Annotated in this window: 22 protein-coding genes and 3 pseudogenes; 14 read left to right on the top strand and 11 right to left on the bottom strand. The window is 66.7% G+C overall.

Annotation, left to right across the window (positions count from 1 at the left end; translation table 11 throughout):
- The first annotated feature begins 1 nt into the window (after position 1).
- Together OHA88_RS04330 and OHA88_RS04325 are read left to right on the top strand one after the other, a co-directional pair.
- On the top strand, positions 2–952 hold the full coding sequence (locus tag OHA88_RS04330) for an SRPBCC family protein (protein ID WP_328624289.1): 951 nt from the start codon (positions 2–4) through the stop codon (positions 950–952).
- A 643-nt stretch (positions 953–1,595) separates the two neighbouring features.
- Positions 1,596–1,769 carry a CsbD family protein gene (locus OHA88_RS04325; protein WP_267009547.1) on the top strand — a complete coding sequence of 58 codons (174 nt, stop codon included), beginning with the start codon at positions 1,596–1,598 and terminating at the stop codon, positions 1,767–1,769.
- A gap of 1,041 nt (positions 1,770–2,810) precedes the next feature.
- On the opposite strand, the gene OHA88_RS04320 is transcribed toward OHA88_RS04325, so the two are convergent.
- On the bottom strand, positions 2,811–3,242 hold the full coding sequence (locus OHA88_RS04320) for a nuclear transport factor 2 family protein (protein ID WP_328624288.1): 432 nt from the start codon (positions 3,240–3,242) through the stop codon (positions 2,811–2,813).
- Positions 3,243–3,328: 86 nt separating this feature from the next.
- Here OHA88_RS04320 and OHA88_RS04315 point away from each other — a divergent pair, with 86 nt between their 5' ends.
- Positions 3,329–3,898, top strand: a complete 570-nt coding sequence (locus OHA88_RS04315; RefSeq protein WP_328629588.1) for a PadR family transcriptional regulator — start codon at positions 3,329–3,331, stop codon at positions 3,896–3,898.
- A complete protein-coding gene (locus OHA88_RS04310; protein ID WP_328624287.1) occupies positions 3,885–4,703 on the top strand; it encodes an SGNH/GDSL hydrolase family protein in 819 nt (272 codons plus the stop codon). The genes OHA88_RS04315 and OHA88_RS04310 overlap by 14 nt, the downstream gene beginning before the upstream one ends.
- Before the next feature lie 215 nt (positions 4,704–4,918).
- Here OHA88_RS04310 and OHA88_RS04305 read toward each other — a convergent pair whose 3' ends face one another.
- From OHA88_RS04305 to OHA88_RS04295, 3 genes are all read right to left on the bottom strand, one after another.
- Entirely contained in the window at positions 4,919–5,284 is a 366-nt protein-coding gene (locus tag OHA88_RS04305; RefSeq protein ID WP_328624286.1) for a hypothetical protein, read from the bottom strand.
- Between the two features lie 193 nt (positions 5,285–5,477).
- On the bottom strand, positions 5,478–6,179 hold the full coding sequence (locus OHA88_RS04300) for a class I SAM-dependent methyltransferase (RefSeq protein WP_328624285.1): 702 nt from the start codon (positions 6,177–6,179) through the stop codon (positions 5,478–5,480).
- Positions 6,180–6,472: 293 nt separating this feature from the next.
- Positions 6,473–6,823 carry a VOC family protein gene (locus OHA88_RS04295; protein WP_326608044.1) on the bottom strand — a complete coding sequence of 117 codons (351 nt, stop codon included), beginning with the start codon at positions 6,821–6,823 and terminating at the stop codon, positions 6,473–6,475.
- A gap of 965 nt (positions 6,824–7,788) precedes the next feature.
- On the opposite strand from OHA88_RS04295, the gene OHA88_RS04290 reads away from it, so the two are divergent.
- Both OHA88_RS04290 and OHA88_RS04285 read left to right on the top strand, forming a co-directional pair.
- The gene (locus tag OHA88_RS04290) at positions 7,789–8,370 is read left to right on the top strand and encodes a hypothetical protein (protein WP_328624284.1); all 582 of its coding nucleotides are present in this window, start codon (positions 7,789–7,791) and stop codon (positions 8,368–8,370) included.
- An 82-nt stretch (positions 8,371–8,452) separates the two neighbouring features.
- Positions 8,453–9,262: pseudogene (locus tag OHA88_RS04285) on the top strand (IS5 family transposase).
- 94 nt (positions 9,263–9,356) lie between these two features.
- Here the strand turns inward: OHA88_RS04285 and OHA88_RS04280 are convergent.
- Positions 9,357–9,764, bottom strand: coding sequence for a contact-dependent growth inhibition system immunity protein (locus OHA88_RS04280; protein ID WP_328624283.1), 408 nt, complete (start codon positions 9,762–9,764; stop codon positions 9,357–9,359).
- Positions 9,765–9,885: 121 nt separating this feature from the next.
- On the opposite strand from OHA88_RS04280, the gene OHA88_RS04275 reads away from it, so the two are divergent.
- Positions 9,886–10,275, top strand: coding sequence for a hypothetical protein (locus OHA88_RS04275; protein ID WP_328624282.1), 390 nt, complete (start codon positions 9,886–9,888; stop codon positions 10,273–10,275).
- A 69-nt stretch (positions 10,276–10,344) separates the two neighbouring features.
- On the opposite strand, the gene OHA88_RS04270 is transcribed toward OHA88_RS04275, so the two are convergent.
- Positions 10,345–10,878, bottom strand: coding sequence for a GNAT family N-acetyltransferase (locus OHA88_RS04270; RefSeq protein ID WP_328624281.1), 534 nt, complete (start codon positions 10,876–10,878; stop codon positions 10,345–10,347).
- Positions 10,879–10,951: 73 nt separating this feature from the next.
- Positions 10,952–11,092: a hypothetical protein gene (locus OHA88_RS04265; protein WP_328629955.1), complete on the bottom strand. Its 141-nt coding sequence runs from the start codon at positions 11,090–11,092 to the stop codon at positions 10,952–10,954.
- Positions 11,093–11,895: 803 nt separating this feature from the next.
- On the opposite strand from OHA88_RS04265, the gene rph reads away from it, so the two are divergent.
- The 3 genes from rph to OHA88_RS04250 all read left to right on the top strand — a co-directional run bounded on the left by rph (position 11,896) and on the right by OHA88_RS04250 (position 15,685).
- On the top strand, positions 11,896–14,493 hold the full coding sequence (gene rph, locus OHA88_RS04260; protein ID WP_328624280.1) for a rifamycin-inactivating phosphotransferase: 2,598 nt from the start codon (positions 11,896–11,898) through the stop codon (positions 14,491–14,493).
- 194 nt (positions 14,494–14,687) lie between these two features.
- On the top strand, positions 14,688–14,831 hold the full coding sequence (locus tag OHA88_RS04255; RefSeq protein ID WP_328624279.1) for a hypothetical protein: 144 nt from the start codon (positions 14,688–14,690) through the stop codon (positions 14,829–14,831).
- Positions 14,832–15,106: 275 nt separating this feature from the next.
- A complete protein-coding gene (locus tag OHA88_RS04250; protein WP_328624278.1) occupies positions 15,107–15,685 on the top strand; it encodes a maltokinase N-terminal cap-like domain-containing protein in 579 nt (192 codons plus the stop codon).
- 56 nt (positions 15,686–15,741) lie between these two features.
- Here OHA88_RS04250 and OHA88_RS04245 read toward each other — a convergent pair.
- Positions 15,742–15,983 (bottom strand): annotated as a pseudogene (locus OHA88_RS04245) (IS5/IS1182 family transposase); the annotation flags it as partial.
- A gap of 154 nt (positions 15,984–16,137) precedes the next feature.
- Complete coding sequence (locus OHA88_RS04240; RefSeq protein ID WP_328629587.1) at positions 16,138–16,824, bottom strand: class I SAM-dependent DNA methyltransferase; 687 nt, start codon at positions 16,822–16,824, stop codon at positions 16,138–16,140.
- Positions 16,825–17,320: 496 nt separating this feature from the next.
- On the opposite strand from OHA88_RS04240, the gene OHA88_RS04235 reads away from it, so the two are divergent.
- Positions 17,321–17,806 (top strand): MarR family winged helix-turn-helix transcriptional regulator, encoded by a 486-nt coding sequence (locus OHA88_RS04235; RefSeq protein WP_328624277.1) that lies wholly within the window; start codon positions 17,321–17,323, stop codon positions 17,804–17,806.
- Positions 17,807–18,193: 387 nt separating this feature from the next.
- Here OHA88_RS04235 and OHA88_RS04230 read toward each other — a convergent pair whose 3' ends face one another.
- Positions 18,194–18,844 (bottom strand): FMN-dependent NADH-azoreductase, encoded by a 651-nt coding sequence (locus OHA88_RS04230; protein ID WP_328624276.1) that lies wholly within the window; start codon positions 18,842–18,844, stop codon positions 18,194–18,196.
- Positions 18,845–19,003: 159 nt separating this feature from the next.
- Between OHA88_RS04230 and OHA88_RS04225 the strand changes: the two genes are divergently transcribed.
- From OHA88_RS04225 to OHA88_RS04215, 3 genes and pseudogenes are all read left to right on the top strand, one after another.
- The gene (locus OHA88_RS04225; protein WP_328624275.1) at positions 19,004–19,672 is read left to right on the top strand and encodes a nitroreductase; all 669 of its coding nucleotides are present in this window, start codon (positions 19,004–19,006) and stop codon (positions 19,670–19,672) included.
- A 91-nt stretch (positions 19,673–19,763) separates the two neighbouring features.
- Positions 19,764–20,135: pseudogene (locus OHA88_RS04220) on the top strand (LysR family transcriptional regulator); the annotation flags it as partial.
- A gap of 118 nt (positions 20,136–20,253) precedes the next feature.
- On the top strand, positions 20,254–20,637 hold the full coding sequence (locus OHA88_RS04215; RefSeq protein ID WP_328624274.1) for a hypothetical protein: 384 nt from the start codon (positions 20,254–20,256) through the stop codon (positions 20,635–20,637).
- Positions 20,638–20,849: 212 nt separating this feature from the next.
- Here OHA88_RS04215 and OHA88_RS04210 read toward each other — a convergent pair whose 3' ends face one another.
- Positions 20,850–21,974, bottom strand: coding sequence for a phosphatidylinositol-specific phospholipase C1-like protein (locus OHA88_RS04210; protein WP_328624273.1), 1,125 nt, complete (start codon positions 21,972–21,974; stop codon positions 20,850–20,852).
- Positions 21,975–22,027: the final 53 nt, after the last annotated feature.

Here is a 22,027-nt window from a genome sequence, read left to right as displayed (position 1 = left end):
CATGGCTGGGAAGGAGACGAAGGAGCGAGAGACGCAGGGGTCGGGGGCGGGCGGACTGGGTGAGGCGCTGTCGGGTTTCGTTGAAGCACAGGTGGGACGGCTCGCGGAGAAAGCCAGCGACAAGCTCACGGACGTCACGGGGCAGCTCACCGATGCCGCCGACAGCGGGTCACTGCTCAAAATCGGCTCGCGCGTCCTTGGTGGCGAATCCCCCGTGAAGGCGTTCTTGTCCGAGAAGGCCAAAGGCCTCAAGGACAGCGTCGTGGGCAAGGTCAAGGAGGCGTTCGGCGGCGGTAAGGGCAAGTCCGGCAGTAGCAAGAGCATGAACATCATTGAGGTCCTCGATGTCGGCGTGCCCCTTCGCACGGCCTACGACTACTGGACCCAGTACGACGAGTTCAGCAGCTTTACGAAGGGCGTTCGCAGCGTCTCGATGAGCGACGAGATGGCCAGCGACTGGAAGGTCAAGGTCGGCCCCTCTTCCCGCAGCTTCAAAGCGACTGTTCAGGAGCAGATTCCGGACGACCGGATCGTCTGGACCTCCGAAGGCGCCAAGGGGACGACCAAGGGTGCCGTAAGTTTCCATGAACTGGCGCCGACGCTGACGCGGATCGTCCTGGTCATGGAGTACTACCCTTCCGGGTTCTTCGAAAAGACCGGAAATATTTGGCGGGCCCAGGGCCGCCGGGTTCGGCTGGACTTCAAGCACTTCCAGCGGTACGTCAGTCTCACCGAAGAGGAGCCGGAAGGCTGGCGCGGCGAGATCCGAGACGGTGAAGTCGTCACGTCACACGAAGAAGCCATGGAAGAGGAAGAAGCAGCACAGGCCGAGGACTCGGAGAATGACGACGACTACGAAACCGCGGAAGACGGCGATGCTGAGGACGAAGGAGAGGACGTGGAGGAAGACGAGTGGGAGGACGAGGCCGACGATGAAGACCGGGAGGAATGATCCCGATATGCGACATGGGAGCAGGTGGCCTGAACCACACTGTGACGGTCCGTCACCTGCCATAGTTGCTCGGGAGAGCGTCGACTCATAGGGAGCCGCCGATCCGGCGGAGGTGTGGCGGCGAACCGTGAACGGCAGCAGCACCGACCTTTCTCTCCTCGGAATCCAGCAGCGATCGGAGCCAGCCACCTGGGGCCGGGGTGCTCTCGCCAATCGGCCAGTCCCCGCTGGTTGGAGGCACGTGCGCGGCGGCCGGGTCGGTGCAGACCGCCACGGTGACGTGGCTCTGTGCCGGCTGAGCGATGTTCACACTTGCACCTCGGTCGCCTTGGCGGCCCGGGTGAAGATCTGATCATGGCGCTCCTCGTCGACACCGGGCGTGTTGCCACGCGACTCGGTCGCGGTTGGCGAGCGTACCGATCAGTAGTGGGAGCCCGAGAAGAGCATCGCGGTGGAACTCGTAGCCGAAGACCGAGAACCCGCAGGTAAATCCGTGCCCGCTGGCCATTCCTGAGGACGTTCAATCTCATCCAGACTTCACATAATCCCGTTTCGGTCCGACCGGTCGGTAGATTGCGTTTACAGAGCCATTTACGGTTGAGGTGGAAGTTATCCATCGAGTGAGAAGCGGGATGTGAGTGTCGTGGCCAAGGATGAGAAGGCCAAGGCCAAGGTGGAACAGGCCAAGGGCAAGGTGGAGGAGACCGCCGGCCGTGCGGTAGGCAACGAGGGTTTGACGACTAAGGGTCGCGCCGAAAAGGCTAAGGGTGACATTCGTCAAGCGAAGGAGAAGGCGAAGGACGCCTTCAAGCGCTGAAATGGGCCCCGGCAGGGCCGGTGCGAAAGGATAGTTACGGGGTCCCCCGTCATGGGTGGCTGGGAATGCGATGCCATTCGGATGGGGCCCATGCTCCCTCGCGAGCCGACGCCATTTCGCCGGTGGGCAAGGGGCGTGTCTTCATGGCCCGCATGGGCCGCGCATGACGGCAATCCCGCCGGTATTCGGTCCATGCCGGCCCGCCGTCCACCGCCGTTTCGCCCAGTGGAGCCGGGCCCGCCTGTGGGCCCGGCTCCACTGCGTCATCCTCGACGCGCCCGGCGCCGGGGGAGAGCCGGACCGGTTCCGGTGCGCTCGAGACCGTCGGCGTCCGGGCCACAAGGGGGCGCTGTTCGGACCGAATCCGCCGGCTGCGGCAATCCAGGATCGACCACCTGCTGACGGGAACGGGCGTCTCTCGAAAGGGTGCTTGGCCTGCTGGACGGCCGGGGTGTGATCGACCTGTCCCCGAGCGGCGCATGCGCGACTTGGCTCTCCTGGAGCTGCAGTACCTCGTGCACGGGAACGAACGCGGGCGAGTGCGAGGCCGCCCTGACGCGTGTTGGCTCCGCCGACAGAACCGCCGCCCACCGGCTTGAGCGAGAGCGTGAGGCAGCTGTGGCCACCTCACCTCTCGGATGCCGCGCTCAAGCGGCCAGGGCCGGCTCACCCCGTGGACCAAGCAGGCCGGAAGGAGACGTGCGGCATCAGGCATCGGCAGCCGTCCCTGCGTAGGCCCGGGTGCGTCGCCCGAGCTCATGACACCCGCGACAGCCGGCGAATCCGGAGCATCCTGCCTTTGCTTCCAGCCCACCCGGCTTCGGCGCGCGACTGGTTGCCGATGCGCTGTGTGTTACCGAGGCAGCCGAGCGCTTCTGTCGCGCCACGCCTTTGTCAGTGCGCACCGACGGCTGGCCGCTCCTATCGCCGACGTCGCTGGAAGGTCGACGACCTCGACCACAAGGGTCTTCGCACTGGAGTGGCGGTGAGGCTTCGCTTTCCGCCAAGGTCCGGAGCCAGCCGTCCCCCGCGTGCGCCCCTTCAGCGCCCGTCGGACTGGGGTATTAGGCCGTCGGCGACCAGGCCGGCAAGTACCGCCTCACCCAGGGCGTGCACCGCGGACTGTGGGCGGACCATCACGGTGAACTCCTTGATCCGGCCCGTCTCGTCGAACTGGAGCAGGTCGATGCCGTGGATCTGCTTGCCGTGCACGGTGGCCCGGAACAGGAGGATCACCGACGGAGCCTCTTCGCCGTCGGTGCTGGTTTCGGCCGCGCCCTCGAAATGTCCGATGTAGCGGAAGTCCTCGAAGGTGCGCAGGAGCACGCCGAAGAGCCCCAGCACCATGGGCTTGCCCTCGAAGGGAGTGAACTTCACCGGGCTGTAGAGGCGGATGTCCTCGGTGAACAGGCCCTCCAGCGCTGCTAGATCACGCTTCTCCACGACGGTGCGGAAGCGTTCAGCAGTCTCCATGACCCCTCCTGATACTCAAGAATCTGACTAGTCACTTTCTTGAGTATGATGCAGTGGCGGACGAGGAAAGGGAAGGGGTGCCTTCGATGGCCTTGCGACATGCCGTACTGGCGGCGCTGCTGGACGGCGAATACAGCGGATACCAACTGGCCAAGGCGTTCGACGTCGGCGTCGCGAACTTCTGGTACGCCCTGCCTCAGCAGCTGTACGCCGAGCTGACCAAGCTGGAGAAGGATGGGCTGGTCGCAGGTCGGCAGGTGGTCCAGGAAACCCGGCCCAACAAACGTCTGTTCCGGGTCACCGACGCCGGTCTCGCCGAGCTTGAAAAATTTGCCGCATCCGTATCGAAGCCCTCGTTCATCCGCGACGACCTGCTCGTCAAGGTCCAGGCCGCCGACCGCATCGGTACCGCGCCGGTGATCGAGCAGCTCGAAGAGCGAGCGTCCGCAGCCGAGGCCAGAATCGAGCTCTTCGGCAAGCTGCTGCGGCAGATGCGCGGCGATGCGGACGAGGAAGAGTTCCTACGTCGAGGCGAGCGGATCGGGCCGTACCTGACCTGCCTGCGCGGCCTGGCCTTTGAACAGGGCAACCGGGACTGGTGCCTGCGGATCTCGGCCGTACTGCGGGAAAGGGTGACGACCCATGAACAACGGTGAATACCTGCGCTACGTCGCTCTGGGTGACAGCCAGACCGAAGGACTCGGCGACGGCGACGACACCGTCGGCCTACGGGGCTGGGCCGATCGACTCGCCGAGCACCTCGCGGCGGTCAACCCCTCTCTCAAGTACGCCAATCTGGCCGTACGAGGACGTGTCGCCGGCCAGGTCCGCGCCGAACAGCTGGGGCCCGCCCTGGCCCTGCGCCCCGACCTGGCCACCGTCGTTGCCGGGGTCAACGACCTGCTCCGGCCCCGGTTCAACGCCGCGGAGGTGGCCGGGCATCTGGAAGAAGTGTTCACCGCGCTCACAGACACCGGGACCCATGTAGTGACTCTCACCTTCCCCGATGTCGGGAAGATCGCGCCACTTGCCCGGCCAGTCAGGTCCCGCGTGTTCGACCTCAACGCCCGCATCCGCGCTGCGGCCGCCCGGCACGGGGTCACGGTCGCCGAAACCGCCGGGCACGCCGTCACCACCGACCCACGGCTGTGGAGCGCTGACCGACTCCACGCGAGCCCCCTGGGCCACGAGCGGATCGCCGCAGCCGTCGCCCACGCCATTCACCTCCCCGGAAGCGACGACGCCTGGACGCTCCCGCTGCCTGCACAGGCGGTCCCTGCCGGCTGGCAAGCCGCAGCAGCCGAACTGCGCTGGGCGGCCACATTCCTCGGCCCCTGGCTCGCACGCCGTCTGCGCGGCCAGTCCTCCGGCGACGGCCGCACCGCAAAACGCCCCCAGCTCCTGCCCCTGAGCACCACGCCCGACTCCCCGGCGGACCCCCGTTCACGGGAATTGCCGTAGGAGGGAGGGCCCATGCACCGGTCGGGCTTCTCCCGAAAAGGTTCCGCGTTGTGCCGTACACCGGAGTGGGCACGTCCATCCGCCCCGGCTGTGCCCTCTTGCGAGTACGCCGACACCTGGCCGGGTGGAAACGGCTGAGGCCGGAGCCCAGCAGCTCCGGCCTCGGTTCGTGGCTGGCCAGCTTTTGAACCGCAGGGTTGCGAGGTGGCCATGTCCTACTGGTCGAGATATCGATAATCGTCGCTGGCGCGGGCGATGTGAATGCCGCCTTCACGGATCTGCCACTCGTTCAGGCCTGTGGTTTCGTGGCTGGCCAAGAAGAGACCGGTGACCAGGTCGTTGTCCTCGTCGGAGGGCGGGATCCTCGCTATGACCTGTAGTTGTTCCAGCAGCGCGTCCACGCCGCTCTCGCGGATGTCTGCGCCGTAGAAGACGTAGTGGGTCCAGTTGTAATGCTGTTCCGGGAAACTCCAGGCTCCGCTGTATGCGCGGTCGGTGTCGGAACGGACGATCTCTCTGACCTGGGCCAACTGCGGTGCGTCGCACTGAAGCCGGCCTCTGACCCCGACATAGATGCCCATGGCTCCCGACCCTTCAATAACCGTTCGGTTCGGCGTCGCTGTGACCCGGACCGAACAGTGGGCCTGAACCTGACGCATCGCCATGCCCGGCGGTAGGCGACCTCGCGGTCCGCGTCGCGGTCGACGGTCTCGCGATGGTGCTCAAGCTCGTTGAGTCCGCCCAGGACCGCCGGGCTGAGCACGCCCCGTCCGGCTACAGCCTGCGTTGATCGTGCGGCGTGGGCTCGTTGTGGCCGAGGGATTCCTCTGCCACGGTCAGGCGGAGCACGTCGTAGCCGATGAACTCGAACAAGCGGGTGCCGCGGCGTAGGGGCTGAGGCGTGCCGACGAACCGGTGCTTACCGACCCCGAAGCCGGCGTCCGGTGCCGACAGCCACCGCGGTTCGAAGTCGTGCGCTTCGAACCATTCGCAGATCAGCGGGACCCGGTCGGGCGCGGCGCGGTGTCGGGTCCAGATGACGACGCCGCCGGTCTTGCACAGCTGGCTACAGGCCGCGATGGTGCGCTCGATATCGGCGTCGGTGATGTTGCCGAAAACGCCGCAGACGAGGACGAGATCCGCAGGGGCCGTGTCCTCGTAATGATCGATGAGGGAGGCGTCGCCGGTCACCACCTCAACCTGCCGCAAGCCTGCCCGGTCAGCCCATTCCATAGCGGTCGCAGTGTTTCGCGGGTCCAGCTCGACGAGCCTTGCCCGTACGTCGTTGCGGCGGGGGTGCCCGACCAGAACATCCAGAAGGTCGCGGCCTTCCCCAGCACAGAGGCTGATCACCTTCAACCCGCCAGCCGGGGCATCAGACAGGGCAGCGCGAACCTGCGCTTGAACCGTCTGCAACCGTCGTGCCATCCACGAGTCGGCCACCTCGTACTGATCGTGCCAGGCGCTCCAATCCATAGGTGGACGCTACGGCGACTCACCGCCCATGGGCGACCCAATTCTGATCACCGGACCCGGGGAGCGGCCATCCACAGGCTTTGACAATTGCTCGCAGCCCTCGGGCACAGCGCGGTGTACTGGGCTGCCCGGGACGGCTCCGAGACCGCGATCACACCGGACACGTCAAGATCATCTTGCCTGTGACCAGCAGTTATGGGACAGGTCTTAGCGGCTCTGATCGGATGGGCGATCCGGTGACTGATCCGCCGTCGGTGATCCAATCTTCCACGAATTCCCGGTGCTGGGATGCTTCAGAGATCGGTAGCTCGCTCGTGGCGGGGCTCGTACATGCCCACCTCGCCGCCGCCCGGCAGGCGGAACCTGGTCAGCCGCCCCCAGCGCGCATCGGTGACTGCCTGGGTGAACTCCACTCCCTTCGCGGCCAGGTTCTTCACCGTTGCACTGATGTCGTCGCACATCAGGTAGAGCTCCTGCGTCTCCGGACCGTCCGTGGGATGCACGGCGATCTCGGTCGGCGGAAGCTTGAAGATCAGCCAGCCGCCTCCCGCATCGACATGCGGATACTCCAACACATCCCGGAAGAAGGCCCGGTCCGCTTCCGCGTCACGGCTGTAAATGATGACGTGTCCACCGATGATCATGCGGTCAGCGTAAGCCCCGACGCGGACACCTCGCCGCTGCGACGTCAAACCGTGTGCTCACGGTTCATAACCGGGTCGCCGGCTTCACCATCACGGTCACGTCTCCACTGCATGATGCGCTGTATCGGCCTACCGTCGGGACATGAGCGAGATCTTCGTGATGTATGAGCTCGATCAGCCAAGTGCAGCGCGATCCTTCACCGGTGCATCACTGGTTGAGGGGCGGCCCGTCCGCTGCGTGCACGCGGCGCCCGCAGCCCCTGGGTCCACCACGACCCCAGGGCCGCGCACCCTCTGCGGTAAGGACACCTTCGCCATGGAGCCATCTCCCAGTAGGCTCACGGATCCCGGGTCCTCGTGGTACACGGCAGAGTACGCCCGGCTGGTCTGTGCTCAATGTGATGCTGTGCTGGAGGGGTGATCGGTCCTCCAATCGGCTGTGTTCCCGTCGGCTCCAGCGCTGGTTGAACCACCTCAGTCAGGAATGATCAGCAGAGCCATATGGAGCAGGCCAGGGCCCAGTACCTACGTGATGAGCAGGAGGGATGAGATACCCCGCCGCGGTACGTCCGAGCATCCAGAAGGTCTGGACGGACCAAGGCTTCGTCGGCAGGCTGGTCGATTGGAGCGCTTCGATCCTCGGCCGCGACCTGGAGATCGTCCGTAAAGGGCCTGACCAGCGAGGCCTTCAAGTCCAGCCCAAGCGCTGGGCCGCTGAGCGGACGTTCGCCTGGATGACCCCGCACCGGCGGCTTGCCGTGACTACGAGACCGATCCCGCCCGGTCCGAGACCATGATCCGATGGGCGATGATCGGCATCATGGTCCGCCCTAACTGATCGTTTCAGAATGAGTCGTGTGGCTTGAGCCTGGAGTGCTCCATCCACGGGGTCGCGCCACCGCCGGACACGGGCGGCTGTTCACCCTGCCACTGACACGTCAGCGGCACTCGCTATTGTCCGTGCCATGATCTCAAGTGATCGTCTGCTTGACCTGATCCAGGCCACCCCGGAGATCGATCTGCTGCTGCGGTCATCGTTCGGCTTCGACATCCACCGGAAGCACTATGGCGATGGCTTGAGGCTTGCCTCGGGTGCGCCGCTGGAGGTGATCGCCGGGGAGTCCGCTGGTGGGGCGTACTTCCTGTGTTCCGAGCAGAACGGTCGCCGGCCGGTGGTGTTCGCGAGTTCCGAAGGAGAAGGCGGTCTGCTCGCTGATGACCTGGCGGACGCGCTGGAGATCATCATCGGGCTGGAGTGGCAGGACTGCCTCTCATTCTCGGGCGGCGGCGATGTGAAGGTCATGCAGATCTCCGCTCAACACCTTGAACGGTCCCGCGACAAGTACAACCCGGACATCGACAACGAAGCTGCCCGGGTGGCCACAGCCCTGTCACTGCGTATCGTGCCGGTCACCGACCTCGTCATCCGGTTGCAAGCAGCCGCCTCGAAGACCGAACCGGACTACGTCGTGACCGACGACGACGGGCAGGCGTTCGACCCACCGTTCGGCGAGCACGTGGAGCCTCGCCACGGTGGCTGGCGCTGAATTCGACCGGCCGCTGCTGCCAGTCCCATCGACGCCGGCATCCCGGGCAATTTCTGACAACGCGTCGGGCAGACTCTCCAACGTGTTTTCCGACCTTGTTCCCGATGATCTCTGGGAGCGCATAGCTCCGCTTCTCCCAGCCCGGCCTGCCCGACGCCATCACCACCCCGGACGACTGCCGGTATCGGACCGCGCCGCACTGGCTGGCATCGTCTACGTGCTCCGTAAGGGAGTGGCCTGGCGCGATGTGCCCATCCAGGTCGTTGGCTGTTCAGGGGTGACCGCGTGGCGTCGGCTCCGGGACTGGACTGAGGCCGGCGTCTGGCCCCGCTTGCACGAGGTCCTCCTCGCCGAGCTGCGGGAGGCCGACCTGCCGGACATGGACGACGCCGCGATTGACGGTTCGCACGTCAGGGCGTTGAAAGGGGGGCTCACATCGGCCCTTCGCCGGTCGACCGGGGTAGGTCGGGCAGCAAGCACCACCTGATCGTCGACCGGCACGGCACCCCGCTCGCCGTCACGCTGACCGGCGGCAACCGTCACGACGTCACACAGCTCCTGCCGCTCCTTGACGCGATCCCACCGATCCGGGGCCTGCGCGGACGCCCGCGCACACGGCCACGAAGGCTATTTTGCCGACCGGGGCTACGACTTCGACAAGTATCGCCGCCTGCTGTGGAAGCGCGGGATCAAGCCGCTCATCGCCCGTCGCGGCGTCGCCCACGGCTCGGGCCTGGGCAAGACCCGCTGGGTGGTCGAGCGGACCTTCGCCTGGCTCCACCAGTTCAAGCGTCTGCGCATCCGCTACGAGGTACGCGCCGACCTCCACCAAGGCCTGCTCCAACTCGCCTGCAGCATCATCTGCTTGAGACTACTCAGAACCTCATTCTGAAACGATCAGTAACCCGAGGTTGCCCGGCCGAACGGCCAGGGCCACGGCGCCCTCGGTGGACAGCCCCGTAGTAGACGACAGGCACTGCAACGCGTCAGGAATTCTGGACGGCGCCTACGAACCGCTCGACCTCGCTTCGCAGCTCTGGCGAGAGGTCGGAGAGGCTGCCGACGATGAAGGTCAGTTGCCTTGCAAGCTCCGGATGAGCGCTCCAGACCGCTGAGGGCCTGGTCAGGACCGCGCGCAGCAGGTCGCCCTCGTACATGTGGCCTTCGGCCAGCGGGTTGTCACGAAGCACCTCCACCGCGAGCGGAAGAAGCACGGGCAGCCCAATGCCCTGCCCGATCAGCAGGCGCAGGTCCTCAACGGTCAGAGCCCCGACCGGCCGGCTCCGCAAGGCATGCGCCGTCGCAATGAGACGGGTGGCGTCGGGTGGGGGCGCCTGCCAGCGATCACGCTCAAGCTCCTCGAGGGACCGACTACGGTCGATAGATACAGTCACGAGGCGATTCTCTCGTAAATGCGTGTGACTGAGCGCTGCAGTTGGCCCGTGAGCGAGCGGGTTGGTCCGACCGAGAGTCCGAGTTGGCCTGCGGCGGCTGGCCCTCCCATAGGGTGAACGGATGTTCAACCGGCTTGAGGTCAGGGTGTTGCCACCAAAAATCCGGTGGGCTGCCCAGTTGCAGTTGTGGATCGATGGCGAGGATGTGGTGGCAGAGGCTGTCGGCGAGGGAGGCCGTGGCCCGTTTGCGGAAGAGGCTCTGCCCGCCAACGGTCGCAGCCGGCTGTGGGCGACCGGAGAGCGGCGAGGCGTCGTGTTGGGGGAGCCCGCGTGCACGGGCGGATGTTGCGGCTTCCTCTCGGTGTTCGTGCAGCGGCAGGGGTGCATTGTGGAGTGGTCCGACTGGCAGGTGCCCGGCAGCGAAGCGCGGCCCCGGACATTTCACTTCGACGCCGATCAGTACGACGTGGAAGTGGCCCGAGCTTCGTCAGATTGGGCGTCCACGCAGTGATGATGCCGACCGGCTCTCACCGGATCGACTACTGAGCAATTCAGTTGGCAAGCGGGCCAACTGGAGCGCTCAGTCACAATGCGAGATCTCAAACGCTGTTTCAGTCAGACGGCGGGCCAACACGTGGGTGGTGCTGCCGTCATCCTCTTTTATGTCCCGGACATGCTCGAAACCGATTCCGTCCAGCAGGGCCAGTGAGGCCACGTTCGCTGGGTCCACAGTGGCGTACACCCTGGTCAGTTTGAGGGCGTCGAAGCCATAGGTGACGATCGCCTCGGCCAACTCGGTCCCCAGGCCGGCCCCCCATGCCGTCGGCGCCAGAGCATAGATGATCTCGTGGCCTCCGACGACGTCGTTCGGCTTGATCTCGGCATGCCCGACCAGGAGCCCGTCGCGACGAACTGCCCAGACATCGAACAGGTCCTGGGCATAGACCTTCGTGAAGATGCGCCCGAACAGGGCCCGGTCTGCTGCTTCGGAAGCAGTGCCGTCACCCATCCACTTCGACACTCTGGTGTCCTGGAACAGAGCGACGAAGCCCTCTTCGTCCTCGGAGATGTATGGCTCCAGGAGTAGTCGCTCGGTGCGCAGAGTCGGGGGCATAGATGGCGACGCTACCCACGCGACATCCAAGTCGGCAAACCCCTTTCGCCTGTGCGGCGTCGCCTTCTCGTCTCTACGCCGCACATCGCTTGGTGCTGCGGTCCTCGGTGCGTGCCCGCTGGCGGCGCCGCAGTTCGAGTGCGGCGATGGGGACGCCGGTTGTGTTGGTGGCGAACGCGGTGAGCCGCAGGCCGTCGGTACCGTGCGAATCCACGATCACCTGCCCTGCGGTGTCCGGCGACGAGAATCCGACCAACTTCCAGACGCCTTCACGGACTTCGGCCCGTGCTGACCGGATTGCGTTCAGCCTTCGGACCAGCCGGGGCCAAATGTCGATGAGGCGGGAGACGGCCGGTGGTGCCGTTCACTTCGGTGCCGGCCGATTTGAGCTACGGCGACCGTCAAGCGTCCGTTTGGCGAGCGCGGCCCAGCACTCACGTGGCCCGACGACCTCGGGGAGATGGCGACGCGCTCGACGGCGTTCGGGCCTCGCCGACAAGGGACAGGACTTTTGGTTCCGCGGCTGCATTCGTAGGCCGATGGGACACCCGCCTGGGCCGCCGACGCGTACTGCTTTACGCGGCGCGCCGCCGCTTCGCGAGAAGCTTGTCAGTTCCAGCGGACGGCAAAAGGCAAAGGCAGAGAGATCTCTCTCCCGGCCACTCTTAACGTATAGCGCACTGGGGGGCTTGCGGCAAGACCCGGGTGGTGGCGCAAAATCGTCGGCCGAGGCCACAACCTGCGGAAAGGGGGGCACGACGTGCGTGTGTTGTCGACGTATGGGGGACGCGGTGACGTCGAATCAGTGGTGGGACCGGCAGTGCGGTCGCGAGCGCTCGGGGCGGTGGTGCGGGTGTGCGCGCCGCGCGACCGGGATGAGCGGTCGGCCGACTCTTCTGACGGAGGGCAGCCAGAGACGACGACGTGCCTGACAAGAGGTTCGACAGAGCTGGAGGCGCCGGTGATTCGATCGGCCAGTGCAGTGCAGCGGGACACGACTGCCTCGGAGGTATCGCGGTGATCGAGCAGTACGTGTGGGATCTTCAAGAGGTTGACGAGACGCAGGTCGCGGTTGTCGGCGGCAAGGGCGCTCACCTGGGCGCGCTGTCGCGGATCGAAGGCGTTGGCGTGCCGGCCGGCTTCTGCGTGACGACGGACGCCTTCCGGCGGATCATGGCGGAAGCGCCGTCGATCGACGACCGGCTCGATCAGCTGTCGCGTCTGAACCCGGACGACCGGGAGGCGATCCGCACGCTCAGCGCGCAGATTCGCCGGACCATCGAAGGGATTGCCATCCCGGGCGATGTCGCGGCGGGGATCACCCGCGCGCTCGCCCAGCTCGGCGAGCAAGCCGCCTACGCCGTCCGCTCCAGCGCGACGGCAGAGGACCTGCCGACGACCTCCTTCGCCGGCCAGCAGGACACGTATTTGAACGTCGTGGGGCCGGCGGCGATCCTCCAGCACGTCAGCCGGTGCTGGGCCTCGTTGTTCACCGAGCGGGCCGTGATTTACCGCCAGGGGAACGGCATCGACCACCGTACGGTCCACATGGCCGTGGTCGTGCAGCAGATGGTCTTCCCGCATGCGGCCGGCATCCTGTTCACGGCCGACCCCGTCACGGGCAACCGGAAAGTCGCCACCGTGGACGCCGGTTTCGGCCTCGGCGAGGCCCTGGTCTCCGGCCTGGTGAACCCGGACGTCTTCAAGGTGCGACACGGTGAACTCGTCGCCAAGGCGATCGCCGCCAAACAACGTGCCGTTCAGGCCCTGCCGGCCGGCGGTACGCAGGAAGTGGCGATCGACTCGCAGCGGCAGGAGCAGCCGGCACTGACGGATGCGCAGGTCGTGCGGCTGGTGCAGCTCGGACGGCGGATCGAAGCGCACTTCGGCCGCCCGCAGGACATCGAATGGTGCCTGGCCGATGATGGCTTCCAGATCGTTCAGAGCCGGCCGATCACGACGCTGTTCCCCATCCCCGAGACCGGCGACCAGGAGAATCACGTCTACGTCTCCGTTGGTCATGGGAAGATGATGACCGACCCCATGAAGCCCCTGGGGCTCTCCGTGTGGCAGCTGACGGCCATGGTGCCGATGCACGAGGCCGGCGGGAGGCTGTTCGTCGATGTCACCCGGCGCCTGGCCTCGCCCGCGAGCCGCGCCGGCCTCCTGGACGTCATGGGGAGAGGCGATCCGCTGATCAGGGACGCTCTGGAGACCGTCCTCGACCGCGACGATTTCGTCCCGTCGCTCCCGGACACGAGTCCCGGCGGGCCGCCGGCCAGCGGCGCGTCCGCCCCGGTCGAGGTCGATCCGGCCATCGTCACCGAGCTGATCGAGCGCAGCCAGGTGTCCATCGCCACCCTGGAGCGCGGCATCCGGACGAAGACCGGACCGGCGCTGTTCGACTTCCTGCTGGAGGCCTTCGAGGAGCACAAGCGAGTCCTCAGTGATCCGCTGAACCTACAGGCGATCATGGCGGGGATGGAGGCCACGTGGTGGCTCAACGACAAGCTGCAGGAGTGGCTGGGCGAGAAGAACGCGGCTGACACGCTAACGCTGTCCGCCCCCGACAACGTCACGTCGGAGATGGGACTGGCGCTGCTCGACGTCGCCGACGTGATCCGCCCGCAGCCGGAGGTGGTGGCGTTCCTGCAGGGCGTCGAGGACGAGGGCTTTCTGGACGAGCTGGCGAAGCTCGCGGGCGGGACCGAAGCGCGCGACGCCATAGAGGCCTACCTCGACCGGTACGGCATGCGCTGCGTCGGCGAGATCGACATCACGAGGCCACGTTGGCGCGAGCGCCCCACCACGCTCGTGCCCGTGATCCTCGACAACGTCAGGAACTTCGAGCCGGGCGCCGCCGAGCGGCGCTTCGAGCAGGGACAGCAGAAGGCACAGAAGAAGGAACAGGACGTGCTGTCACGCTTGCGGGCCCTGCCGGACGGAGACCAGAAAGCCGACGAGGCCAAGCGGATGATCGACCGGGTCAGAACCTTCATCGGGTACCGGGAGTACCCGAAGTACGGCATCGTCAGCCGCTCCTTCGTCTACAAGCAGGCCCTGCTGGAGGAGGCCGAGCGCCTCGTGCAGGCCAATGTGCTTCCTGAGAAGGAGGACATCTTCTACCTCACGTTCCAGGAGTTCCACGACGTCGTGCGCTCGAACCAGGTGGATAACCAGCTCATCCAGCAGCGCAAGGACGCGTTCCGGTCGTACCACGCGCTCACACCGCCCCGGGTGCTCACATCGGATGGTGAGGCCGTCACCGGGGCGTACCGGCGCGACGATGTGCCGGCCGGCGCTCTGATCGGCCTACCGGTTTCCGCCGGGACCATCGAGGGAAGGGCCCGCGTCATCCTTGACATCGCGGAGGCCGATCTCGAAGCGGGCGACATCCTGGTCACGACCTTCACGGACCCCAGCTGGTCGCCGCTGTTCGTCGGAATCGCGGGCCTGGTGACGGAGGTGGGCGGCCTGATGACCCATGGCGCAGTGATCGCCCGGGAGTACGGCTTGCCGGCCGTCGTGGGCGTGGAGCAGGCCACCCGGCTGATCCGGGACGGGCAGCGGATCCGCGTGCACGGAACCGACGGGTACATCGAGATCCTGCCTTGACCGACCACACCGAGAAGCCCCATCCGTAGCTTCCGGCCAAAACAACGCCAAGCAGTTGCTGACCATCCCCCGCCCCCCGCCCCCCGCCCGCAACGCGCACACGCGGACACGACCCGTAACTGTTCTTCATCAGCTTCCGCCTCGACGGGAGCGACACCGACAGCGGTCCCGGCGTCCCGGCCCGCGCCCTCACCGTGGCCCGGGATGCAAGGGACAGCGGCGGCTCCTTCGAGGTGGTCCTGTGGCGCGCGGACGGTGGGGTGCCGGACGACGCGGTGCTGCTTCGTGTAGCCGAGAAGGTGCTGCCGACGGTCCCGGGGTGGGCTGCCGAGGGGTGACGGCCTCTGGCAGCGCTCGCCAGCCGGCGCTCCGGCCGGGGGCAGGCCATGTTCCAGCTGGCCTGCACTCTGATCTGCCTCCGTGATCTGGCGGGGATGGGATCGGAGAACCAGAGTTCCCACAGGTCGGGGACGTGGCTGTCAAAAGCCACAAGGACGGCGACGGGGAGGTCTGCGAGGCCACTCGCTGCCGCTCGGGAAACACGGCCGTGTCCTATAGGTTCGATCACATCCCGTTGGAGGACGGGCCCAGACCTACGCGTGAGGGACCTCGCATGGCCACCATCCATCGCACCACAATGACGCCGACCAAGCTGGAACTGCTCACCGGCTGGCTGCCGAAGCAGAGCTGGTACGTGGGCGAGGCAGAAGCGCCGGAACTGGTCAAAGCCGGTGGTTTCCGTCTGGACGATCCGGAGGGCGCGGTCGGGATCGAGTTCATGGTCGTGGTGGACGACACCGCGCAGGAGCCGGTGGCGTATCTGGTACCGATGGGCTACCGCGGTGCGGCGCTGGAGGGCGTCCCCGGCGAGGCGTTGATCGGCACGTCTGAGCACGGGGTGCTCGGTACCCGGTGGATCTACGATGGCGTCCATGACCCGGTGGTTATGGCGCAGTTGCGCGCGCTCCTGCGCGGCGAGGTGATGCCGCAGCATCAGAGCAAGAACGACACTCCTGATCCGACCGTCACCGTGCACGGAACTGGGCCTGACGACGGGTTTGACGTTCAGGTCAACCGTGTCCTGGGGCCGGCGGAGGTTGCTCAGAGGCCGTCCGTTCGTCTTGTCGCCGGGTGGACCTGGCCGGACGGGACGGCTGCGCGGGGGGTGCTCGCGGCCGTCGCGCTGCGGTAAGAGGTCGCGCAGACACAGTAGACGTGTGGTCAGGGTCGGTGGTTCGGGCGTTCGTCTCAGCGGTGAGTTGTCCAGGACCGTCGGATCAGGCTGCGCACAGTGACGATTGTGTCGGCGAGGTCGAAGAAGGCATCGATGACGGTGATGCGACGCTCGTAGCATCGGGCGAGACGGTGAAAGGCGTACTGCCAGGCGTGGGTGCGTTCGACGTGCCAACGCCGACTGGCCTGAAGGGCGTCTTCCCCCCGTTGGACGCGATGCGGCCGTGCAGGCCGCGTTCGCTGAGCAGAGCGTGGGTGGTGTCCGCTCGAAGGTGGCCCGGTCGCCGATGCGCCGGCGGTGGCAGCCGAGAGGATTGTCCGGGTGGTACACCGGCCGCTCGGGCAAAAGCGTCGAAACTCCATGCTTGCTATGCCTTGTGCCCGTTCCGCAGCCGAGGTCCTCCAGCGTGCCTATCCGCGCGACCTCTTGCCGGATGAGGTTCTTTGCCGGGTGTCAGGCTGGCGACGCGCGAGAAGGATTCCGCCGAGCGTGCTCTCGGCTGAGCTGAGAGTTCTGTGTGCCTCGACGGTGAAGCCGGCATCGTTGAGCCATGCGGTCAATTGGCAGGGCTGGCGACGATGGACGTACACCTTCATCGGGTGGCCGCCATAGCCCTGCGTCTTCAGCCGCGACTCATCACCGACGTGGAAGCTGAGTAGCAGCGGACCACCGGGCCGCAACACACGCTGGAAATGCCTCAAGACCGAGCCGATCTCGTCGTCGGGGACGTGGATGAGCGAGTACCAGGCCACCAGACCAGCCATCGAAGCATCGGCGAGGTCGAGGTCCGTCATGGAACCGACCTCGAACCGTAGGCCGGGGTGATCACGCCGCGCCACCTCGATCATCGCGGGCGACAGGTCGATCCCGAACGCGTCCACGCCCAGTTCACGCAAGTGAGCCGTGACCCTCCCCGGCCCGCATCCCACGTCCGCAACCGGCCCCCCGCCGCTGGTGCGCACCAGGTCGGCGAACAGCGCCAGGACCGCACGCTCCTCAGGCGTTTCATCCAGGAGGTTGCGTACCTGTTCCGCATAGCTGGTGGCGACGGTGTCGTAGGACGTCCGCGTGTCTGCTAGCCAGCCTTCAGTGTTCATTCCGATTCCCACGACCGCAGGCTACCCAACAGCGCATATGAGATGACCTCCTCATACTGCAACAGCATCTGGGTTGTGTGGCCTTGGAGTTGGGAGTGGCGTTGTGGGCTCGGGCCCGGCTGGTACGTCGGTAGCGTGACCAGTGCAGGCAGTGCTCGCTGCCGGGGCAGTGGAGTGTGACGATGCCGTGCCCGATCAACCGGCGGATCTCCGGAACGCTGAGAGGAATGGGGTTGTGTTCCCGGCATCCCCTTCCCCTCTTTCGGCTTCTTGGGCCGGGACAGTGGTCAGATAGGACATGGCCGCCATACCAAGCCCGGTAGAGCCTGACCTGGCAGTGGCCCGGGCCGCACTCGGCCTTGGCGATCCGGAAGCAGACCTCCACCGCGACCCCGCGGTCTTGAGTAGGTCCTTCCGGCGTGAGTCGCAGGAGACGTAGCGCATTTAGTTTCAAATGAGACCGTATCGAACGAGTGGATGGTTGTAATGTGGCCTCATGACCACCGACTTTCCTCACGGAACCACCGCCTCGCGTGTGACCGACCGCCCCGGGGATGCCTCGCCATTCGCTCTCGGCCTGCTGCTGCGCCGGGCACACTGGCACGCGGCCGCGGTGATGGAGGAGGCGCTTCGACCGCTCGGTATCGAGTTGCGGCATTTCGCTGTGCTGATCGTGCTGGTCGACCGCGGGCCCACGGTGCAGCGGGACTTGGTGGCGGCGACGGGGTCGGACAAGGCGGGAATCATGCGGGTCGTGGACGACCTGGAGCGCAAGGGGCTGGCCGTACGCAAGACCGTTCCGGGGGATCGGCGGGTGCGGGCAGTCGAAATCACGCCTCAGGGCCTCGAGCTTTTCGACGCAGCTCATGTGGCGGCGGCGCCGCTCGCTGAGCGTCTGGTCGCCGAACTGGGGCCCGGCGAGCCCGAGCGGCTGACGGATCTGCTGACCCGGTTTGCCTATCCCGCAGGCGCTGAGGCGTAAGCGCGTCCGAGCGCCGGTCGCCTGCCGCGTGGGCGCGGTTCGTCGCATGCGGCTTTCGCGGCGAACCCGCCCTTGAGAGCTGCGGCCGACGTTGCTACGCACCGGTCCTGGCTGAGGGGGCGGTCTGAGCTCCGTTGCCGACGGGCACCGAGCTGTCCGCGCGGCTATCGCGTGGCATACCTGGGCGGCGGTGTGCTCTTCGTCCTCGCACGCATCGCCGTCGTCTCGATGTCCGGCCCGCCGGCAGGCCGAACGCCCGCCGCCCCGAGTGCCGGGCCGCCGGCCTCCAGGCGGAGCGCCGATGTCACTGGCGGAGAGGGTGCAGGCGACGCGGGCGCCTTGTGACGCCCTGGGGCGAGGTGTCACACGGCGTCTATGGCCCGTGGGTCACGCGGCGAGGCGCTCCGCGAGTTCCTTGGCCTTGGTGGTCGCGTCCTCGAAGGCGCGCTCGCGGGAGGCCTCGTAGAGGGGTATCAGTGCGGACATGGCCGGGTTGCGGGGGGCCATGGTGAGTTCGGGGACGATGAAGTCGAGGTCCAGGCCGAGGGTGCCCTTGAGGACGGCCTCCAGGTAGTTCTGTACGAACTCATAGCCCTCGCGCGGGGTGCCCGGCGCGTAGGAGCCGCCGCGGCTGGCGACGACGGTGACCGGGGTGCCCTGGGCGGAGGGGGTCTCGCCCGCGGTGCGGCCGAGCAGGATGACGTTGTCCAGCCACGCCTTGAGAGTCGACGGGATCGAGTAGTTGTACATGGGGGCGCCGATCAGGACGGCGTCCGCCTGCTCCAGCTCTTCGATGAGCCTCACGCGCGCGGTGAACGCGGCGGACTGCTCCGGGGTGTGCTCGGACGGGGCGGCGAAGCCCGCGGTGTGGGCGTCGGCGGTGATGTGCGGGACGGGGCTGGCGGCGACGTCGCGGTAGATCACCGTGCCGTCCGGGTGCTGCTCCTCCCAGGCCTTGCGGAAGGCGTCCGCGACCGAACGGGACGAGGACGCCTCGCCGGGGAACACGGACGAGTCGATGTGCAGCAGCGTGGCCATGGACTTTCTCCAAAGAGCAGTGCCCGAGGCGGGGAGCCGCGGGCTGAGGATTCGTACGCGACGACAGTCAAACACAAGATGGTATTGAATAATACTGTCGCGAGTAATACGGTAGTGGGTGTGACGAAGGTAGTGACCTTGAGCAGGGGATGCGCGGTCATGGACGTCTATGAGGCGGTCACGAGTCGGCGGGCGGTGCGCGGATTCACCGACCGGCCTGTCCCGAAGGAGGCGCTGGAGCGTGTGCTGTCCGCCGCGGCTCGGGCGCCCTCCGCATCGAACCTCCAGCCGTGGCGCGCCTACGTCCTGACCGGCGCGCCGCTGGCCGAACTCAAGAAGCGCGCCGGTGAGCGCATAGCAGCAGGCGACCCCTGGGACGAGCCGGAGTACGAGCAGTACCCGCCCGCACTGAAGTCCCCGTACTGCGAACGCCGATTCGCCTTCGGTGAGCAGCGCTACGGCGCACTCGGTATTCCGCGCGAGGATGTGGAGGCGCGCCAGAGGGCCGCTTCCGCGAACTGGGACTGTTTCGGCGCGCCCGCCGCCCTGTTCTGCTACATCGACCGCGACCTGGGCCCGGCCCAATGGTCCGATGTCGGCATGTATCTGCAGACTGTCATGCTGCTGCTTCGCGCCGAAGGGCTGCACAGTTGCGCGCAGATGGCATGGGCGAAGTATCGCAAGACCGTCGCGGGGGTCCTGTCACCGCCGGACGAGCTCATCCTCTTCTGTGGCATGTCGATCGGGTTCGAGGACGTCACGGTGGGTTACACCCGTACGGGACGGGCGCCGCTCGACGAGACGGTCACGTTCGTCGATGGTTACTGACGCCGCCCGCCCTCGGTCGATCAAGGCGCCGTTTCTTGCCACGCCCCCGCAGGGGTCCATACGAAGCATTTCTGACATGCTCCCGACGGTTGGACCGATCCCCTACTCGATCGTCCGGGCGACGCGGTTAATGGAGTTCATGGACGCCGTCCTGTCCTGGACCGCCGAGGGCGACACCGTCCGGTTGCCCGCCACGCCGATCCAGCCGATCGCCTCCAAGGACGTGGCCAACGCAATGGCGGAGGTAGCCGCGGGCGCCCCGCTGAACGGCATGGGCAACATCGCCGGCCCCGAGATCTTCTCCCTCGACGAGCTGGGCCGGATCACCCTGTCCCGCAAGGGCGACAGCCGCGCCGTCGTCACCGATCCCACCGCCGGCATGTTCGCCGTAGTCAAGGGTGACGTCCTCACCGACAAGGAAGCTCACCTCGCCACTACCCGCTACGCCGACTGGCTCTCCTGACCCCTCGCACCCTCTCCGGCGCCAGCCGGCGGACCGCACAACGACCAACCACGCCCGAGACGGCACTGAGATCATTTACGAGGCAGCCGGCCGTCAACCCGGCGGGCAGACTACGCACATGCAGCTCCCCGCCGAAGCCGTTGCCGCCACCGTGCTGGTCGAGGTCGTACGGATCTCCGCCCTCCCGACCAAGCGGGGCGTCCCGTACCCCGGCAGGGTGGTCGCGCACTGGGCCGGGAGCGAGGCCGCCGACGCCCTGACCCTGATCGAGAAGCTGCCCGGCAGCGAACAGCACCGCTGCGGCTTCTCACCAGGTTGGAGCATCCGGGCGTACGAGGACTCTCTCGACCTGGCGCTGTTCGAGGCGGCGTTCTGTTTCAGGTGCCACGAGGTCCGCATGCACGGAACGGCCGTGCCACCCGTGCTGGCCACGCAGTTCTTCGACGCGGACACCTCGCCGGCCCAGGCCCTCCTGGCCCTCTTCCGCGAGGCGGCCCCGTAGCCGGCCGAGGGATGAGCGGGCTCGCGCAGCCCTCGGGCCGCTTGTACGGACTTCATCGAGCCGGCCCGCGCCCGTTGGGCGCGGGCCGGGCTGTATCCGGGGTGGGCGTATCTGCCGCAGGGCAGTTCAGGCTCTGGACCTCTTCCAACGCCCCTCACTACCTGCCGCGCCTGGCGACAACCCACCCCCGGGCAACCCCAAGGTGCGGGCCGTCAGTCTTCGACGGTGTGGCAGGACCTCGGTGCGTCAACGGGGTTGCACCTGGCGGGCCCGCCGTCGGGGAGCTGTGCGACGTAGTCGCTGCCGTAGCGGGCGGCGAGCCCGGGCACCGGGAAGTCGGTGCTGACGATCTGCGCGCCGCTGGCCAGCGCGGCCTCGAGCTGCCTGGTGTCACCGGTCCTGGCCGCACCGAACGGAACGTCGCTGCGCGTCCGGACGAGGTACCCCTTGCGCACCCAGTCCTGGATCTTCGCGGTGTTCGCGCCGGTTGGGTCGTTCTCCTCGAGGAATGCGGCGTCAGCGCGGCCAGGGGCGGAGTCGGTGAACAGCACACGGCCTTCGAGATTCGGCCGGCCGCTGAGGTATGGCGCCTGCAGTTTGGCGTCCTTGTTGTCCATCAGGAACACGAACTTTCCGCGCGCCTGTGCGAGGCTCGGCCAGCCGTGGCGCAGTACGGACTCCTCGAGCGTCAAGCCCCGGTGGCGAATCGTGTCCGGCGTGATGAGCTCGTCCGCGTCGAACACCGAGCGGATCTCGGTGTCGAGCCGGTCGAACTGCTTCGCATCCCAAGGCGGGCTTTTCGGGCCTCCGAGCTGCTCCATTTTCGGGTCCGTCGCCTTGAGCTCGAGCAGGATCGGGATCGGCACATGGTTCGGATTCGCGTCCGACCACGTCTTCACCTGTCGCAGGCACTTCACCAGCGTCGAACACGTCGTGTTGTAGTCGTGGTCGGCCCAGTGCATGACCTTGAGGCCGGGTCCCGCGAGGTCGGGGTCGGCGAGCGGAGGGAGTTCCGCTTTCTGCCGGATCAGCGGGTTGGTGTAGAGCCCACCCCGGTCACTGTCGGGCATCACGTCGAGTTCGAGCTGGCGCACCGGTTGCTGGTCGAGTTGCACCGGCAGCGAAGCGTGCGAGTACCACAGATTGTCGGGGTCGGATTCGCCCTGAATCTTCTTCTCAGCGAAGGACACTTCGCGGTGGTAGCTGTTGTGTGTGCCCAGTATTTGGATCTGGTTCATCCGGACCGGGGCGTGGTCGCTGGCGTCCGCGGCCGAAGTAAGCGTGCCAAGGCCGAGGGCAACCGCCGCGCTGATGAGCGCAAATTGACGTATACGCATGACCCACACCCTCGCCGGTGCTCATGGTCGTCAAACGAAGACCGGCCAACCTC

It is taken from the genome of Streptomyces sp. NBC_00353, from assembly GCF_036108815.1.
Taxonomy (GTDB): domain Bacteria; phylum Actinomycetota; class Actinomycetes; order Streptomycetales; family Streptomycetaceae; genus Streptomyces.
The sequence above is the reverse complement of the archived record's forward strand: the minus strand, read 5'-3'. Positions and strand labels throughout refer to the sequence as shown.